General features: G+C 42.3%; 14 protein-coding genes. 8 read left to right on the top strand and 6 right to left on the bottom strand.

All coding sequences use genetic code 11. The annotated features are described in order from the left end of the window. Positions 1 to 44: 44 nt before the first annotated feature. The 5 genes from argB to FTU66_RS04560 all read right to left on the bottom strand — a co-directional run bounded on the left by argB (position 45) and on the right by FTU66_RS04560 (position 6031). Entirely contained in the window at positions 45 to 950 is a 906-nt protein-coding gene (gene argB / locus FTU66_RS04580; RefSeq protein WP_004975310.1) for an acetylglutamate kinase, read from the bottom strand. A 10-nt stretch (positions 951 to 960) separates the two neighbouring features. Next, a complete protein-coding gene (locus FTU66_RS04575; protein WP_180112388.1) occupies positions 961 to 2403 on the bottom strand; it encodes a phosphomannomutase/phosphoglucomutase in 1443 nt (480 codons plus the stop codon). A 221-nt stretch (positions 2404 to 2624) separates the two neighbouring features. Continuing rightward, positions 2625 to 3077 (bottom strand): dUTP diphosphatase, encoded by a 453-nt coding sequence (dut, locus tag FTU66_RS04570; protein WP_019838282.1) that lies wholly within the window; start codon positions 3075 to 3077, stop codon positions 2625 to 2627. A 91-nt stretch (positions 3078 to 3168) separates the two neighbouring features. Next, on the bottom strand, positions 3169 to 5208 hold the full coding sequence (locus FTU66_RS04565) for a UvrD-helicase domain-containing protein (protein WP_004975304.1): 2040 nt from the start codon (positions 5206 to 5208) through the stop codon (positions 3169 to 3171). Between the two features lie 169 nt (positions 5209 to 5377). After that, the gene (locus FTU66_RS04560; protein WP_180112387.1) at positions 5378 to 6031 is read right to left on the bottom strand and encodes an OmpA family protein; all 654 of its coding nucleotides are present in this window, start codon (positions 6029 to 6031) and stop codon (positions 5378 to 5380) included. Positions 6032 to 6287: 256 nt separating this feature from the next. Here FTU66_RS04560 and FTU66_RS04555 point away from each other — a divergent pair, with 256 nt between their 5' ends. The 6 genes from FTU66_RS04555 (at position 6288) to FTU66_RS04530 (ending at position 10901) form a co-directional block, all read left to right on the top strand. Beyond that, the gene (locus tag FTU66_RS04555) at positions 6288 to 7214 is read left to right on the top strand and encodes an acyltransferase (RefSeq protein ID WP_154320414.1); all 927 of its coding nucleotides are present in this window, start codon (positions 6288 to 6290) and stop codon (positions 7212 to 7214) included. Between the two features lie 15 nt (positions 7215 to 7229). After that, a complete protein-coding gene (locus FTU66_RS04550) occupies positions 7230 to 8288 on the top strand; it encodes a hypothetical protein (protein WP_004975298.1) in 1059 nt (352 codons plus the stop codon). A 143-nt stretch (positions 8289 to 8431) separates the two neighbouring features. After that, positions 8432 to 9157: a septum site-determining protein MinC gene (minC, locus tag FTU66_RS04545; protein WP_096902696.1), complete on the top strand. Its 726-nt coding sequence runs from the start codon at positions 8432 to 8434 to the stop codon at positions 9155 to 9157. Positions 9158 to 9226: 69 nt separating this feature from the next. Then, positions 9227 to 10039 (top strand): septum site-determining protein MinD, encoded by an 813-nt coding sequence (gene minD, locus FTU66_RS04540; protein WP_096902697.1) that lies wholly within the window; start codon positions 9227 to 9229, stop codon positions 10037 to 10039. Between the two features lie 2 nt (positions 10040 to 10041). After that, positions 10042 to 10314: a cell division topological specificity factor MinE gene (gene minE / locus FTU66_RS04535; protein WP_096902698.1), complete on the top strand. Its 273-nt coding sequence runs from the start codon at positions 10042 to 10044 to the stop codon at positions 10312 to 10314. Positions 10315 to 10613: 299 nt separating this feature from the next. Further along, positions 10614 to 10901 (top strand): PA4642 family protein, encoded by a 288-nt coding sequence (locus FTU66_RS04530; protein ID WP_004975291.1) that lies wholly within the window; start codon positions 10614 to 10616, stop codon positions 10899 to 10901. Between the two features lie 130 nt (positions 10902 to 11031). On the opposite strand, the gene FTU66_RS04525 is transcribed toward FTU66_RS04530, so the two are convergent. Then, positions 11032 to 14220, bottom strand: coding sequence for a DNA translocase FtsK (locus FTU66_RS04525; RefSeq protein WP_104853253.1), 3189 nt, complete (start codon positions 14218 to 14220; stop codon positions 11032 to 11034). 341 nt (positions 14221 to 14561) lie between these two features. Between FTU66_RS04525 and trxB the strand changes: the two genes are divergently transcribed. Continuing rightward, complete coding sequence (gene trxB, locus FTU66_RS04520) at positions 14562 to 15515, top strand: thioredoxin-disulfide reductase (protein WP_004975288.1); 954 nt, start codon at positions 14562 to 14564, stop codon at positions 15513 to 15515. 107 nt (positions 15516 to 15622) lie between these two features. Then, the gene (gene aat / locus FTU66_RS04515; protein WP_096902699.1) at positions 15623 to 16354 is read left to right on the top strand and encodes a leucyl/phenylalanyl-tRNA--protein transferase; all 732 of its coding nucleotides are present in this window, start codon (positions 15623 to 15625) and stop codon (positions 16352 to 16354) included. Positions 16355 to 16371 lie beyond the last annotated feature (17 nt).

Here is a 16371-nt window from a genome sequence, read left to right as displayed (position 1 = left end):
GAGCTTCAATTGTGAAGCTCTTTTAGGGATCATCTTATAGAGTTTTATTTACGCGTTTGGACACGGTTGGTAATTAATGTTCCCACACCATGATCAGTAAAGATTTCCAATAAAGTAGCATGTGGCACACGACCATCTACAATATGTGCACTGATTACACCGCCTTTAACTGCATCCAATGCACAACCCACTTTTGGAATCATGCCACCGTAAATCACGCCTGTATCAATTAAACGATCTACTTCCTGCGTAGTCAAACCAGTTAACAGGTTTTTATTTTCGTCTAATACACCCGTAATATTGGTCAGCAAAATTAACTTTTCCGCACCCAATGCTTCGGCAACTTTACCTGCGACTAAATCGGCATTAATGTTATAGGTATTGCCTGCATCATCGACACCTAAAGGTGCAATCACTGGAATAAAGTCGCTGCTGGTAAACATTTCCAACACGTCGGTTTTGACACCCACCACTTCACCCACCAAACCAAGGTCAATTTGTTGTACTTCGCCTGTTTCAGTAGTTTTTTGCATCAATAATTTTTGTGCGCGAATCAAGTTACCATCTTTACCCGTCAAACCAATGGCACGACCGCCATGTTGGTTAATCAGATTGACGATAGATTTGTTGACGCTACCACCCAAGACCATTTCTACGACTTCCATAGTCGTAGGATCGGTGACACGCATGCCATCAATACGGTCAGACTCACGTCCCAATTGCTTGAGCATAGAATCCACTTGTGGGCCACCGCCATGCACCACAATCGGGTTTAAGCCTACAGTCTTTAACAACACGATATCACGAGCAAAAGAACTTTCCAGCTCAGGATCGGTCATGGCATTGCCGCCATATTTCACAACAAGGGTCTTGCCCGCAAAACGTTGAATATACGGCAAAGCTTCAGTCAAAATTTGCGCTTTGTCGATACCAGTCTGTTGATGTGGCATTCGCCTCTCCTTATTGAGCATCTAAAATGTCTTGGGCGATTTCAGGGTATCGCTCACTTAACATGGAAACAAATGTATCGCGAATATCATTCAGTCGTGATGGATTATCGGCATCAAAACGCACCGTAAAATATTCGCCTGTATTGGATGCTCGAATAATGCCAAATCCATCTTCAAAATCAAGTCTTACACCATCTATTTTACTTAATTCTGCACCACTGCGATGGCTAGAACTTTCAACATCATTTAAAACCGCACTCGGTTCAATATTCCGTGTGCTGATATACGTGTCTTCAGTGCAGCAACGCTCAGGGTATTTCTGCATCAATGCCGAAAGGCTGCTGTAATTACTGTGGCTTAAATATTCCAACACGCGCAGCGCTGCGTAAATACCATCGTCATAGCCAAAACCACGTCCATCATTGAATACATAATGTCCTGCGTATTCGCCACCGAACACAGCCTTGCCTTGCGACTGCGCCAAATAACGCCGCAAGAAGGTACTGCCCGTGCGAATCATCACCGCTTCGCCACCCAAATCACGCACGGTATTGCGCACCATAGTGGAGCATTTTACATCAAACACCACTTGATGCTGAGGATGAGTTTTTAAACACATTTCTGCAAATAAAGACAGCAAACGATCTGCTGAAAGCACATTGGCATGTTCATCCAAGAGGACGACACGATCACCATCGCCATCTAAAGCAATGCCAATGTCCGCCTGATGTTCACGCACCGCAGCTTTTAAATGTTGTAAGTGTTTTTCTTGTGATGGATCGGGTGCATGTTCTGGAAAATGACCATTGGCTTCGCAGCGTAAAGCAATCACCTCACAGCCCATTTTTTGCAAAACCAAAGCAGCGCAATGACCTGCCGAACCATACATCCCATCTAAAACCACTTTAAAAGTGCCCGCCAGTTGAATATCGTTCAACATTGCCTGCTGATATTGCTGACACGCATCTTCAATAAATTCATGTGAAATATTGGTGGCGTGTTGTGAGGCGATGGATGGTGCTGCATCGGTATTTAAATAATATGGCGCTGCATCGTGTGCCACGTGTTGAATCATTTCAGGGGTTGGCGGTTCGCCCTGCACAATCCATTTAATGCCGTTGTCTGATTTTGGATTATGACTGGCCGTAAGCATAATGCCATTGCCTGCCGTGTGTCGTGCCATAAAATACAACATCGGGCTAGAACAACAACCCACCATCGTCACTTGAAATTGATGGGCAAGAAAGACTTGGCGCATAATTTCAGCATAAGCGGGGCTATTTAAACGCGCATCATAACCAATACTAATTTGAGTTTGCTTTTCTTGTTGATATTGTTGCACCAATCCTTGTGCAATCGCGTTTATCAATTTCACAGTCAGCACAGTTTCTTTACCACGTATGTCGTAAGCGCGAAAAATATGCTGTGGAAAAAGTGTTTGTGGATTGTTCATAGGCTTACAACTACAAAGATGAGCCAACATAAAATAAATAAATCTTGGCTCTATAAATTTTGAAAAATTCTAATCAGACTTTTTAAAGTAGGAATTATCGTCTCAAATCATCAAGCAATATGCTTGTCATTATTAGTGCATCTTTCGTTACTTTTCAAGAATTGTTGGTAAAGTTTCAAGTAAAACCTTACCAAACGATTTAGGCTAAAACCTCAGTAAACTCAGTTTTTACCCGTATGCCCAAAACCACCTGCACCACGTTCAGTGGCGACAAATTCATCTACCTGTTCAAACTCAGCCTGCACCACAGGTACCAAAACGTATTGCGCTAAACGCTCACCAGGTTCTAAGCTAAATGCTGTTTGGCTACGGTTCCACACCGAAACCATCAATTCACCCTGATAATCTGAATCAATCAAACCCACCAAGTTACCTAACACGATACCATGTTTGTGACCCAAGCCTGAACGCGGCAAAATCATGCCTGCAAAACCTGTATCTTGAATATAAATCGCTAAACCTGTTTTGACCAATACTGTTTGACCCGGCTCAATCACGGTGCTGCTGTCTACACAAGCACGTAAGTCCAACCCTGCCGAACCTGCGGTTGCATAAGTTGGCATTGGCCATTCTGTGCCTAAACGTGAATCTAAGACTTTAACTTGAACTTTCATGAAGTTTATCCTGTTTTTAAATTTTCAATGTAATTTCGATATAAATTATGCCCTTTGATGCTGTACTTGCATCAACACCGCTGAATGTTTTTCAGCGCTTAATCAGAGCACGTAAATTTTCCAAATAATGCTGTGCCTGTAATTTCGGATCGACATCACCGGCTAACTTTTTCTTACGTCCGAGCCATTCCAATTCATCTTGTGGTAATTCATCCAAAAAACGACTTGGGGTCATTTGTTTCATTTGCCCGCCCGCTTTGCGCTGCTCTGCCAAAGTAATGGTTAAGCCCTGACGTGCACGAGTAATCCCTACGTACATTAAACGGCGTTCTTCTTCGACGGTATCTGCCACAATTGAGTTTTTATGCGGCAAAAGCTCTTCTTCCAAGCCAATCAAATACACGTACGGAAATTCCAAACCTTTGGACGCATGCAGAGTTAGCAAATTGACTTTATCGGTGTCTTCTTCTTCCTGTTGCTGTTCGAGCATATCGAGCAGCACCATTTTACGAATCACACTTTCAATATTTTTTTCATCGACATCTTCAGCGCGGTTAATCAGACTTTGGATGCTGCTATACAGCACCTCAATATTATCTAGCTTGGTTTTTTCCTGCGCAGGTGTAGCCGCTTGCTCTTTAATGTAGTCGATATAGCCTGCTTCGAGCATCATCTGGCGGATGATTGGCACAGGTTCATCATCTTCCAATAAGTTACGCGTAAAATTGCTAATAAAATCTGAAAACTCTGCCAACTGCGTCGTGGCTTTTTTCGGAATTGCCATGGTTAGGCGCTGATCACCTGCAGCAGCCAATAATGACAAATGGTTTTCTTGTGCAAACAGCCCTAGTTTTTCCAAAGTCACAGGACCAATCGCACGTTTAGGCGTATTAATAATGCGCAAGAATGCGCTGTCATCTTCAGGGTTAATAATCAGACGCAAATAACTCATGATGTCTTTGATTTCAGCACGTGCGAAGAATGACTGCCCCCCCGAAAGCTTGTAAGGAATTTGCATTTGACGTAATTGGGTTTCCAGAATACGTGCCTGAAAGTTCCCTCGGTACAAAATTGCATAATCTTTCCAGCTTTTACCATTCATCAGTTTATGCGTGAGTAAGTCTTTAACCACGCGTTCTGATTCATCATCATCATTGCGGCATGTAATTACCCGAATCACTTCGCCATGACCTTTGTCTGACCACAGTTTTTTGTCAAAAATATGTGGATTATTGCCAATGACGGTATTGGCCGCTTTTAAAATGCGACTGGTCGAGCGATAGTTTTGCTCAAGTTTAATCACTTTTAAATTCGGGAAATCATCTTTCAGCAAGGCCATATTTTCAGGCTTGGCACCGCGCCATGCGTAAATCGATTGGTCGTCATCACCTACCGCAGTGAACTGCCCCATCACACCCACCAATAATTTCACCAAGATATACTGTGCGGTGTTGGTATCTTGATACTCATCGACCAATAAATAACGGACACGGTTCTGCCATTTGTCACGCACTTCAGCATTTTCTTGCAAAAGTCGTGTTGGCATTACAATTAAATCGTCAAAATCTACCGCGTTATAGGCACGTAAATTACGTTCATAAAGTTGATATAAATGTGCAAATTGGATGTCTTCTGGCGTTTCGCACGTGGTATGTGCCTGTTCTGGTGCGATCAGATCGTTTTTCCAGTCCGAAATCATCTTCATGGCTTTGGCAATCAATTCTTTGCTTTCTGCACCCGACAAATTATCGCGGTGCATTAAATCCATCAGAATACGTTTACAGTCATCGGCATCCAAAATAGAGAAGTTGGCTTTTAACGGCGTGTGTTTTAATTCAAAACGTAATAAATTCAGACCAAAGGTGTGGAAAGTCGAAACCGATAATCCTTTAGCTTCTTCACGTGACAACAATTTGGTCACACGCTCTTTCATTTCTCGTGCTGCTTTGTTGGTAAAAGTCATCGCTGTAATACGATGCGCAGGAATCCCGCAATGCTTAACCAAATAGGCAATTTTTCGGGTAATCACCGAAGTTTTGCCTGAACCTGCACCTGCAAGCACTAACAAGGGTCCTTGAGTGTATTTCATCGCTTCAAGTTGCTTGTCGTTTAACTGACTTGCCAGTGTCATAGTATTTCCTCTATTTCGGTTCGAGCTCGATTATAGTCATCTCCGCCAAAGATGACTAATCTAAAATGCTACTTTAGACGTCATTGTCTATTTGCTGAGTAGACCCTAGAAATTGCTTGCATAAAAAAACCGCCCGAAGGCGGTTCTTTACAATCTATACAATGCCAGATTATTGGATTGCATAAATGCTGATTTCTACACGACGGTTTTGCTCACGACCTTCTGCAGTAGCATTCGATGCGATTGGGTTTGCAGCACCGTGACCTTGTGCATTAATACGTGAAGTTGATACACCACGGCTAGCCAAGTAGTTTGCAACCGATTGTGCACGTGCTTGTGACAATGGAATGTTGATTGCGTCGTTACCAGTGCTGTCAGTATAACCTGTTACCAAAATACCGCTCTTGTTATCTTGGGTTAGCGTTTGCGCTACTTTGTCCAAGGTAGAATAGAAGTTTGGTTTGATGTTTGATTTGTTCGTATCAAACGTGATGTTACCTGGCATGATCAAGCCAACAGAACCATCAGCATTACGGTTTACTTCTACGCCTGTACCTGCCATTTGTTGGCGAAGTTGTTTTTCTTTATTGTCAAGATAAACACCCGCAGCAGCACCCACTACAGCACCAATGGCTGCCGCACGGTTGTTTTGTGCACTTGTGTTTGCGTTACTTTTAGAGACCCCATAACCTGCAGCAGCACCAATTACTGTGCCTAACGCTGTTTTGTCATATTCCATACCACCAAGGTTGTTACCAGTCGATTGACAACCTGTTAATACCATTGCCCCTACAACTGCTGTCGATATTACTAATGCACGCATGGCATGCCTCCTTACTTGTGTTTTGTTGTACAGGCTGAATATTGAATGAAAAAATATACTTAGACCATTGATTTTTTGTTAATAAAAAAACTTTTACTTACAAATATACATGATCATGTACAAATCTGGGCATAACATCATCACAATTTCTACACACTTTCACTTCTACACTTTTTTATTTTAAAAACAACATTTATAGTGGAGTCATCTACAAATACGTGACGCATTGGACGATTTATCTTCAGGATTGATTTATATGTCATCGCAAGCAAAGAAACACCCTTTATTAAAAAAAATCACAAAAGGTCTCACCGTGGGTACAGTCATCACTGGCAGTACATTTTTTCACGGCCCTCCTGTGTTGGCTTTGGGCTTAACCAAACTGTTAAAGCAGTCACGTAAGGTCGATGAAACCAATATTCAAATTACCAACAGTTGGCTCAGTGTAAACAACTGGCTGATTGATCATGTATTACCCAATACCCAATGGGATATCAGCATTGATGAAGATTTGCAACTGAGCATGCAAGGTCGTTATCTCATGACCTGTAACCATCAAAGTTGGGTCGATACCACAGTAAATCAGTATTTTGGCTTAACCCGTATGCCATTGACCCGCTTTTTTACCAAGTGGGAACTGATCTTTATTCCCTTTGTAGGACAAGCCTTTAAAATTTTAGGCTTCCCAATGATGAAGCGTCACAGCAAAGCACAAATTGCCAAAAAACCTGAGCTGAAAGACCACGATATGGAAGAAGCGCGTAAAGCCTGCCAACAGTTATTAAGTCAGCCCTTTACCCTGCTGAATTATTTAGAAGGCACACGCTTTACCCAAGAAAAACATGATCAACAACAATCGCCTTATCAACATTTATTAAAGCCAAAAGCTGGTGGTTTAGCTTTGGCATTGAATATTTTGGGTGATCAAATTGATGCCTTGGTAGATATGACCATTGTGTACCCAGATGGCGTGCCGGGCTATAGCGAGTTTTGGTTAGGTGAGGTGCCGCGCATTGCGGTGAATTTACGCAAAATTAATATTCCAGATTGGGTGTTGGGCGGCAATTACGAAGATGATGCTGAATATCGTGAGCGTTTTCAGCAATGGGTGCATGAACTGTGGCTGGAAAAAGATCAATTGATTGAAAGCATGCAACAAAAACTTGCAGCTCCGACTGCATAACCATTCAGGTACGCCATGAAAAAGTCTGAAGAACCTGTCATCAAATCCTCTTTTCATCCCCTGCGTAAAGATTCATGGGGATGGAAAATTGCCTTGGCTTATGACTTGTTTTTGATGGGTTTAATCATCTTTAACTTGTTCTGTTTAAGTGCCAATGCCATTTTAATGAGTGATTTTGGCGAATGGTTGTTCGATTTTATTCGTCTACCTGAAATTTTACAGTTTTATCGAACAGAATTGCGCCCTTGGGTGGTGATTACCGAAGGCTGGTTTACCACGTTTTTAATTGTAGAGTTGGGCGTGCGTTGGGGTATTGCAATTATTTTCAAACATCATCAGCGTTGGTGGTTTTTCCCGTTTATTCACTGGTATGAAATTCTTGCAATTATTCCGCAATTGCGTTTTTTACGTTTATTACGTGCCATCGCGATTGGTTACAACCTGCATAGCCATGGCTATAAAGTCATTCCAGACAGTTGGTATAAACGCGGCAACTTTTACTACAACTTGCTAATGGAAGAACTGAGTAGCCGTGTGGTGCTCACGGTACTTAATGGTGTGCAACGTGAATTGACCACCAGTACCACTCACAAACAATTTATTGATGATTTGGTCGAGCATCATCGTCAATTACTCGCGATTGCCCTAGCCGATATTTTGCAGGAATCCTTAGGCAAAGAATTACAAATGCAGCGTCACATGATTGCGAAAAATGTCGGGTTGGTGGTGAATCAAGCCATTGAAGATACGCCTGAACTGACGCAATTGCTGCGCCTGATTCCATTGGTCGGTGGACGTATTGAACAGCAAATTCAAAGTATCGGACAGCGATTGGGTGAAAATATCACCCAAGGTTTAATTGAACCTTTTGCACAGCAGCATCAACAAGTACAAAATCCAACTTATCAAATGATTGCTGAAAAAATTAGTCAGATTGAGATTGAACATAATCAGCATATTGATAAATTAGTGGAATCGGCAATATTTGAAAGTTTAGAAGCGATTCGCAAACAAGTAAAAGTTAAACAATGGCAACAAATTTTAAATGAAGGACAACAACACGATATTTCATAAAGGTCTTTCGATAATTTCAGCTAAAACAATGTGAAATATTTTTAGTAACTGAACTAGAGAATTCACCCAATTTGTTCTAGGATTTGCTCTATTTATAAGATGACTTCAACAACCAGCAAAGTTAGAAGTGTTAAGGAATTATTATGGCTGACATACGGATAAAAGGCAGATTGGTCAATGCGATTCGCATTAGCTTAGACACCAATGATCATGATGCGATCCGCCAGCAACTAAGCCCAATGTTGCAAAAATCATTTCCACCAGGGGTTTTGGTGGTCATTGAAAGTTCAGTCGAACAAGAATTGATTGCGCTAATTCAATTGCTAATTAGCCTAGAAGCACAGCCAATTGCTGTGACTGAAGGCATTATGGCAGATCAGGCACGTGCTATTCAGTTCCCTGTCATCCCGCAAGACCGTCCATTGCAGGAAGTGAAAGCCACCAAAGAACAAGTGGTTGAAGTAAAACCTGAACCTGCGGCAGAACAGCAACAGACGGAAAATCAAGTCGCTGAAACTGCACCTGCTGTGGCGCATATTACGTCTTATCACGATGAAATTTTGCGTACAGGCCAATGCTTGGTACAACATCAGGGCGACATTATTTTAACCGCAGGCATTAACAGCGGTTCTGAAGTGATTGCTTCAGGAAATATACATATTTATGGTAGTGTACGTGGTAGAGTCATTGCCGGCGCGGGCGGGAATATTGCAGCACGAATTTTCTGTCATTCCCTAGAAGCAGAATTGGTATCTATTGCAGGCACGTATTGCGTGGCGGACGATATTCCTCAGCATGTGACTAAAAAACCTGTGCATATTTACTTAAATGATAACCAAGAGCTTGTATTTGAAGCTCTACAATTTTAATGTATAAATAATCACCAAAAATCCCCGAAAAAATATAGGGGAATTTAAACCATAACAGGAGTGGATTCGGTGGCGAAAATTGTTGTCGTAACATCAGGCAAAGGTGGCGTAGGTAAAACCACTACAAGTGCATCTTTTGCAACAGGTTTAGCCCTACGTGGTCACAAAACTGTTGTTATCGATTTTGACGTGGGTTTACGTAACCTTGACTTAATTATGGGTTGTGAACGTCGCGTTGTTTATGATTTTGTGAATGTATTAAATAATGAAGCGCGTTTACAACAAGCATTAATTCGCGATAAAGATATCGAAAACCTTTATATTCTTCCAGCTTCACAAACCCGTGATAAAGATGCCCTCACCGATGAAGGTGTGGCACGTATTATGGATGAGTTGGCACAAGAGTTTGATTACATTATTTGCGACTCACCTGCAGGGATTGAGCGCGGTGCCATTCTTGCAATGTACCATGCCGATGAAGCGATTATTGTGACTAACCCTGAAATTTCTTCAGTACGTGACTCTGACCGTATTATTGGTATGCTTGACAGCAAAACCAAAAAAGTAGAACAAAATGAAGGTCGTGTGCGTAAGCACTTGTGTATTACACGTTACAACCCAGAACGTGCCGATAAACAAGAAATGCTGACCATTGACGACATTTCTAAAGATATTTTACGTGTACCAACTTTAGGCGTGATTCCTGAATGTAAGAGCGTACTTCAAGCATCTAACGAAGGTAAACCTGTCATTCTGTATAGCGATGCTGCTGCAGGTCAGGCGTATGATGACTTAGTTGCACGTTTCTTGGGTGAAGAACGTCCGTTTCGTCATATTGAAACAAAACCGAAAGGTTGGTTAGCACGATTATTTGGAGCGTAGACATGGCAGGATTTTGGAGCAAATTATTTAGCGGTGAAGACAAGCCATCTAGCGCACAAACAGCAAAAGATCGCTTAAAAGTGATTGTTGCTTCTGAACAAGGTCTAGGTAAACGCTTAAGCCAAGACAAAATTGATCAGATGAAAAAAGAAATCATGCAAGTGGTAAATCGCTACGTGCGTGGTGTCGATGAACAACATATTCAAATGTCTGTGCGTTCAGAAGCCAATATTGAAATGTTGGAAATGAATATCAATTTGCCTGAAGAGCGATAATCTGAATACTGATTAGTCAAGCAAATTGAATCAGGGCAGAATATGAGACTGGAATAGCAAAGCACTGCTTTGCCCAGTCGCAAGACGAGAAGCTGTGCTTCGAGTGGACTGGATGTACAAAGTTTACTTTGCCGTCGCAAGACGAGAAGCTGTGCTTCGAGTGGACTGGATGTACAAAGTTTACTTTGCCGTCGCAAGACGAGAAGCTATGCTTCGAGATAAAGTGTACTAAAACACTTTTCCGCTTGTGAACTCATATTTTGCCTTTTTTATTTATAGAACAATACCTGGAGATTGCCATGGCATTATCTCAACCTGCGACCTTTAACGAAGCATGGTCGGATGAACGTGTATTTGCCTATTTGAATCAACTTCCACCTGCAGGTGTGAATGCAGATTTTCACGTACTCTATCACGCATTTAAACACATGCGTCCAAGCGACTATGAACGTCTATTGACACAATTTGTTGCCGATGGTCGCGATGTCAATGCCACTAATCCTGAAGGTCAGCGTATTCACGATGTGATTGCTGAATTTCCACGTCAAAAAGATGGTTTTTTAGCAGTTTTAGCCAAGTTTGCTTAAACTGTTTAAACACAATCTCTGGCTAAATTCAGCCAAAAAGATTGAGTGTAAAAAGAAAAAATCCCGCAATTGAATTGCGGGATTTTTTTATAGCACTACTTGATTCAAAATCAAACAGAAAGTGAAAGCTTTACACTAAAATTTCACGTTTCCCATTTGCTCCTTGCTCGCTCACAATGCCTTGCTCTTGCATCTGATCGACAATACGTGCCGCACGGTTATAGCCCAAGCTAAATTTGCGCTGTAAAGATGAGGTCGACACTTTACGTGTTTCCAAAACAAATGCTACACACTGATCATACAACACATCACGGTCTGGACTGCCTTCACCATCTTCAAAACCACGTGAAGATGGTTCTTCATCAAATGGCGTCAAGATTTCATCGACATAGTCAGGATCGCCACGCTCACGCCACGCATCACAAATACGGTTGACTTCATCATCCGAAATAAATGCGCCATGCACACGTTCTGGCTCAATTTTACCCGGCCCTAAAAATAGCATATCACCATGACCAAGCAGGTCTTCTGCACCGCCCGCATCCAAGATAGTACGTGAGTCAATTTTCGAGTTCACACGCAAAGCTACACGGGTTGGAATGTTGGCTTTAATTAGACCTGTGATCACATCCACCGATGGACGCTGAGTTGCTAAGAGTAAGTGAATCCCTGCTGCACGTGATTTTTGTGCCAAACGGGTAATCATTTCTTCCGCTTTCTTGCCCACTTGCATGATCATGTCGGCAAACTCATCTGCCACAATCACAATAGATGGCAATGGTGTTAAACGCGGTGCACGTTCTTGCGTTGCTGAATCTCCCGGCTTCCAAGTTGGATCAATTAAATCTTCACCATTGGCAATAGATTCTTCAACCTTACGGTTATAGTCGCTTAATTTACGAATTTTCAGGAAAGACATTAGCTTATAACGACGTTCCATTTCATTGACACACCAATTTAAAGCGCTGACGGCATCTTTCATATCAGTCACTACAGGCGTCAATAAGTGTGGAATATCGTTATAGTTGGCGAGTTCCAATTGTTTCGGGTCAATCAAAATTAAGCGTAATTGATCAGGCTTGTATTTCAGCAACATCGACAAAATCATCGAGTTCACTGCCACTGATTTACCTGAACCCGTTGTCCCTGCTACGAGCATGTGTGGTGCTTTGCCCAATTCAGTAATCACAGGATTGCCTGAAATGTCTTTCCCCATCGCCATAGATAAAATGCCGTTTGGATCTTCAAAAGCAGGCGTTTGTAATAACTCAATCAAACGTACCATTTCACGTGAACTATTCGGTACTTCAATGCCAATATACGGTTTGCCCGGAATCACTTCGACCACACGTACCGATGCCATCGACATTGAACGCGCCAAGTCACGAGAAATATTGGTTACTTTTGAAGCTTTGACCCCAGGTGCCAAATCCAGCTCAAAACGGGTCACGACAGGACCAGGCTGTGCTTCAACCACTTTGGCTTTGACATTAAATTCCTGTAATTTAATTTCCAGCAATTCCGACAAGCGCGATAATTGTTCTGCGGTGAAGTTCACTTTTTTGTTTGGATCGACTTTATCAAGCAAATCCAAACCCGGTAATGGCGATAAATCACGACGTTTTTCTGCAACCTGCATGGCGCGTGACATCGGACGACCATGTGCATCGGTCAGCGGCGCATCAAAATCAAAGTCATCTTCGTCTAGTGGTTTGCCTGCGGTTTCCTGCCAAGCTTCGATAAATGCTTCTTTGGATAACGCCACTTTTTCTGCTTGTTCAGCCTGTGTAGCAGTCGCTGCGTTTGCCATCACTGCGGCAGTGGCTGCCGTCTGAATAGGTGCCTGAACAAAAGCAGAACTTTGTGCATAGCTACTGGTACTACGCGCTACAGGCGCTTGATCTTGAAATGCATCTTGCTGTAACTCATCACCCAAAAGATCATCCACCAACAAGTCATCTAAACTGTCTAAATCATGCTGCAAATGGCGCTCTTGGCGTACAGCATGATTTTGCGTATTCGAAGCACTTGACGATGGCGGGTTAAAATCTGACTCAAATCTGCTGAGATCATCGTTAAAATTGTGAGCCGTAGGATTCGAGTGCGGATGCACAGTTTCTTGCTGGGTCACAGACTCATCTAAAGTATCCATTGCCCCGCTGTTTTGGAATGGGCTGTGTAAATCACTTGCAGCTTTGCCTTGCGGAACTGCTGCGAGCAATTCATCAAAAATTTGATCATCATCCCAATCTAACGAAGATTTTGCAGTGGCTTGAGATGCCGTAGATGCAGGACGCACTTCATCAAAAGGATTCGATTGTAGATGTGGCTCTGGTTCTTCAGAAGCACGTAATAATGCATGAATGTCTTGGTTATGCTGACTGTCGGTATTTTCTTGTAAAGCACGCCACACTTCGCCTGTCGCAACAATACGCTGGCTGTCTTGTTCTAAGCGATGCGCCTTTTCGATGGTTTTTTCTAACTCAACATCATCAATTTCATCTTGCACCAATAGCTGTTGCTGCGCCTGTTGCTCTTCTTCTTCACGTTGCTGCATGTGATTAAACATACGCTCTGCCGCAGGATGTGGCGCAGTTGTTTCAGCTTCTTTCGCCTGTGCAACCACGGGTTCACTTGCTGCTTCTAAATCAGTTGATGCCACTTCAACAGCAACCACAGGTGCAGCAGCGACAACGGTCTTTTTCACCTGTGGTGTAGAACGGTCAAAGTCAGATTCTGCTTCAGGTACATTGCGATAGAACAAATCTTGCAGATAAGCAGGTGTAGCTTTTAAAGTTGCCCACGTTCTGTTCCACTTCACCCCAAATGCGAGGGTAAATAAGAAAATCCAAAAGACGACTAAAAAAAGTGTTGCTCCATAAATGGTTAAAATTTGCGATAAACTTTTCCCAAGTTCAAAACCAATGATGCCGCCTGAGGCATTGTCTAACGTATCGGCAGGTACTTGCCAAAATAAATACAGCAAACTTGCTGTTGCCAATAAAATGAAGAATTGTGCAGCATAACGAAATGGTCGGTTTAAAAAACTACGTGGCCACCAGACTTGTAAGGCTTCAATAAAAAAATAAGCAGGAAGAAGCAGACTCGCCCAACCTAAAAAGCCAAACAGTAAATCGGCAATCCACGCACCTGCGATTCCACTCGCATTTGAAACCTGTTGGGTGTCACTGGAAATGTGCATCCAACCTGGGTCAAATGGAGTATAGGTCACCGTTGCAAGGAACAGATATATTCCAAAAGAGACCAAAAATAATGTCGCTATTAAGCGATGTGCATAAGCACCCGACACCGCAGTCATATATTGTCCTGTCGCCAATTCTTCATCAATGTTTTTTGTTTGTTCGATGGTCTTAAAAAGCCACCTGATTCGGAGCGTCTGTATTTCATTTAGCTGTGTCATTTAAGTTGCATTTCACGATGCAAGCTTCACCACACAGCAAGCTATAAATTATAACAGACCTTCTATTATGCATGTGTTGCCTAGAAAAAGATGCAAGATTATTGAAGTGTGTTGTTAACTTTTTCTATATAGCTCAAATCGATTTACATGATCAGTAATATCAACTTTAATCACACAGCAAACTCATCCTGTTTCACGTATAATTCCATAAATTTCTAAATAAAAAAAGGATGCTGTGCATGAGCGCTCGTCACTCACGTTTAATTATTTTAGGTTCAGGCCCTGCAGGTTATAGTGCTGCAGTATATGCTGCACGTGCCAACTTAAAACCGACTTTAATTGCAGGCTTACAATTGGGTGGTCAACTCACCACAACTACGGAAGTTGATAACTGGCCAGGTGATCCTGAAGGTTTAACAGGCCCAGCGTTAATGGAACGTATGCAAGCTCATGCGGAACGCTTTGGCACAGAAATCGTGTATGACCATATCAATGAAGTAAACCTGAATGTGCGCCCATTTGTACTGAAAGGTGATATGGAAGAATTTACCTGTGATGCTTTAATCATTTGCACAGGTGCGACTGCACAATATTTAGGTTTAGAATCTGAAGCAGCATTTATGGGTCAAGGCGTAAGTGCTTGTGCTACCTGTGATGGTTTCTTCTACAAAAACCAAAAAGTGATGGTCGTTGGTGGTGGTAACACGGCTGTTGAAGAAGCATTATACCTGTCTAACATTGCATCACACGTGACATTGGTGCATCGTCGTGATTCACTTCGCTCTGAAAAAATCTTGCAAGATCATTTATTTGCCAAAGAAAAAGAAGGCAAAATCAGTATTCTTTGGAATAACCAAGTTGATGAAGTCTTGGGCGACAACACAGGCGTAACTTCAGTACGTTTAAAATCAACTACCGATGGTTCTACTCAAATTGTTGATGTGTCTGGCTTATTCATTGCGATTGGTCACAAACCGAATACAGGCATGTTCGAAGGTCAATTGAACTTGCGTGATGGTTATATCCAAGTACAAAGCGGCACTTCAGGCAATGCGACTCAAACTTCTGTGGCTGGCGTATTTGCTGCAGGTGATGTGGCCGATTCAATTTATCGCCAAGCGATTACTTCTGCAGGTTCAGGTTGTATGGCAGCTTTGGATGCAGAAAAATATTTAGATGCACTTGGTGAATAATTTAGTGACCAAGTTTAAAGACCGCTCTCCTTGAGCGGTTTTTTTATCACGGCATTTTTAGGTATGATGAAATCAAGTTCATCGTAAAACTTCATACGGCAATTGATATGCACACGCTCCCGGCTTCACAATTCATTTTCCCCGATCCCATTGAAGTTGATCCTGAGGGTGAAGGCTTGATTTGTGTAGGTGCAGACCTTTCCCCTTCAACCTTATATGAAGCCTATACACATGGCTTATTTCCATGGTTTTCAGAAGGTGATCCTATTTGTTGGTGGAGTCCTGAGCCACGTTGCGTGATTATTCCGCAACATTATCAGCCGAGTAAGTCTTTAATCCGCAACATGAAAAAAATGGATTATCGCATTACTGTCAATCATGCCTTTGAACAGGTAATTCGCAATTGTGCCTTGCCCCGTAGCTATGCCAATGAAACTTGGATTTCTGAAGAGATCATTCAAGGTTACAGTCAGCTTTTTGCAGCAGGTTATGGCTACAGTGTCGAAGTTTGGGAGCAAGATCTTTTGGTCGGTGGTTTATATGGGGTCAGCATTGGCAAGGGCTGTTTTGGTGAGTCCATGTTTAGCCATCGCACTGATGTATCTAAAATGGCATTTTATAGTTTGATGCTGCTCGGACAAGAACAACAATTGCCTTGGATTGACTGTCAATTGGTCAATGATCATTTAATTAGTCTGGGCGCATGTACACTTTCTCGCCAAGACTATCTTAAATCGTTACAAGATGTTGTAAAACAGCCTGCAATCAATTGGAAAAAATATCAGGACAGTGTATTTTCAAGTAAAACAATAGCGCAGTATGCGCGCCTATTTGAATGACAATAACAGAGAGGGAT

It is taken from the genome of Acinetobacter sp. YH12131 (assembly GCF_013418635.1).
In the GTDB taxonomy this organism is placed as follows: domain Bacteria; phylum Pseudomonadota; class Gammaproteobacteria; order Pseudomonadales; family Moraxellaceae; genus Acinetobacter; species Acinetobacter towneri.
Note: the sequence above shows the minus strand (reverse complement) of the source record. Positions and strands in the feature narration are given on the sequence as shown.

What these genes read in the sequence shown, in the direction of transcription:
- FTU66_RS04550 (WP_004975298.1), top strand. Translation starts at nt 7,230, where the DNA reads ATGAAAAAGTCTGAAGAACCTGTCATCAAATCCTCTTTTCATCCCCTG.
- minE (WP_096902698.1), top strand. Translation starts at nt 10,042, where the DNA reads ATGGCAGGATTTTGGAGCAAATTATTTAGCGGTGAAGACAAGCCATCT.
- FTU66_RS04560 (WP_180112387.1), bottom strand. Translation starts at nt 6,031, where the DNA reads ATGCGTGCATTAGTAATATCGACAGCAGTTGTAGGGGCAATGGTATTA.
- argB (WP_004975310.1), bottom strand. Translation starts at nt 950, where the DNA reads ATGCCACATCAACAGACTGGTATCGACAAAGCGCAAATTTTGACTGAA.
- FTU66_RS04555 (WP_154320414.1), top strand. Translation starts at nt 6,288, where the DNA reads ATGTCATCGCAAGCAAAGAAACACCCTTTATTAAAAAAAATCACAAAA.
- trxB (WP_004975288.1), top strand. Translation starts at nt 14,562, where the DNA reads ATGAGCGCTCGTCACTCACGTTTAATTATTTTAGGTTCAGGCCCTGCA.
- FTU66_RS04565 (WP_004975304.1), bottom strand. Translation starts at nt 5,208, where the DNA reads ATGACACTGGCAAGTCAGTTAAACGACAAGCAACTTGAAGCGATGAAA.
- FTU66_RS04530 (WP_004975291.1), top strand. Translation starts at nt 10,614, where the DNA reads ATGGCATTATCTCAACCTGCGACCTTTAACGAAGCATGGTCGGATGAA.
- FTU66_RS04525 (WP_104853253.1), bottom strand. Translation starts at nt 14,220, where the DNA reads ATGACTGCGGTGTCGGGTGCTTATGCACATCGCTTAATAGCGACATTA.
- FTU66_RS04575 (WP_180112388.1), bottom strand. Translation starts at nt 2,403, where the DNA reads ATGAACAATCCACAAACACTTTTTCCACAGCATATTTTTCGCGCTTAC.
- minC (WP_096902696.1), top strand. Translation starts at nt 8,432, where the DNA reads ATGGCTGACATACGGATAAAAGGCAGATTGGTCAATGCGATTCGCATT.
- dut (WP_019838282.1), bottom strand. Translation starts at nt 3,077, where the DNA reads ATGAAAGTTCAAGTTAAAGTCTTAGATTCACGTTTAGGCACAGAATGG.
- aat (WP_096902699.1), top strand. Translation starts at nt 15,623, where the DNA reads ATGCACACGCTCCCGGCTTCACAATTCATTTTCCCCGATCCCATTGAA.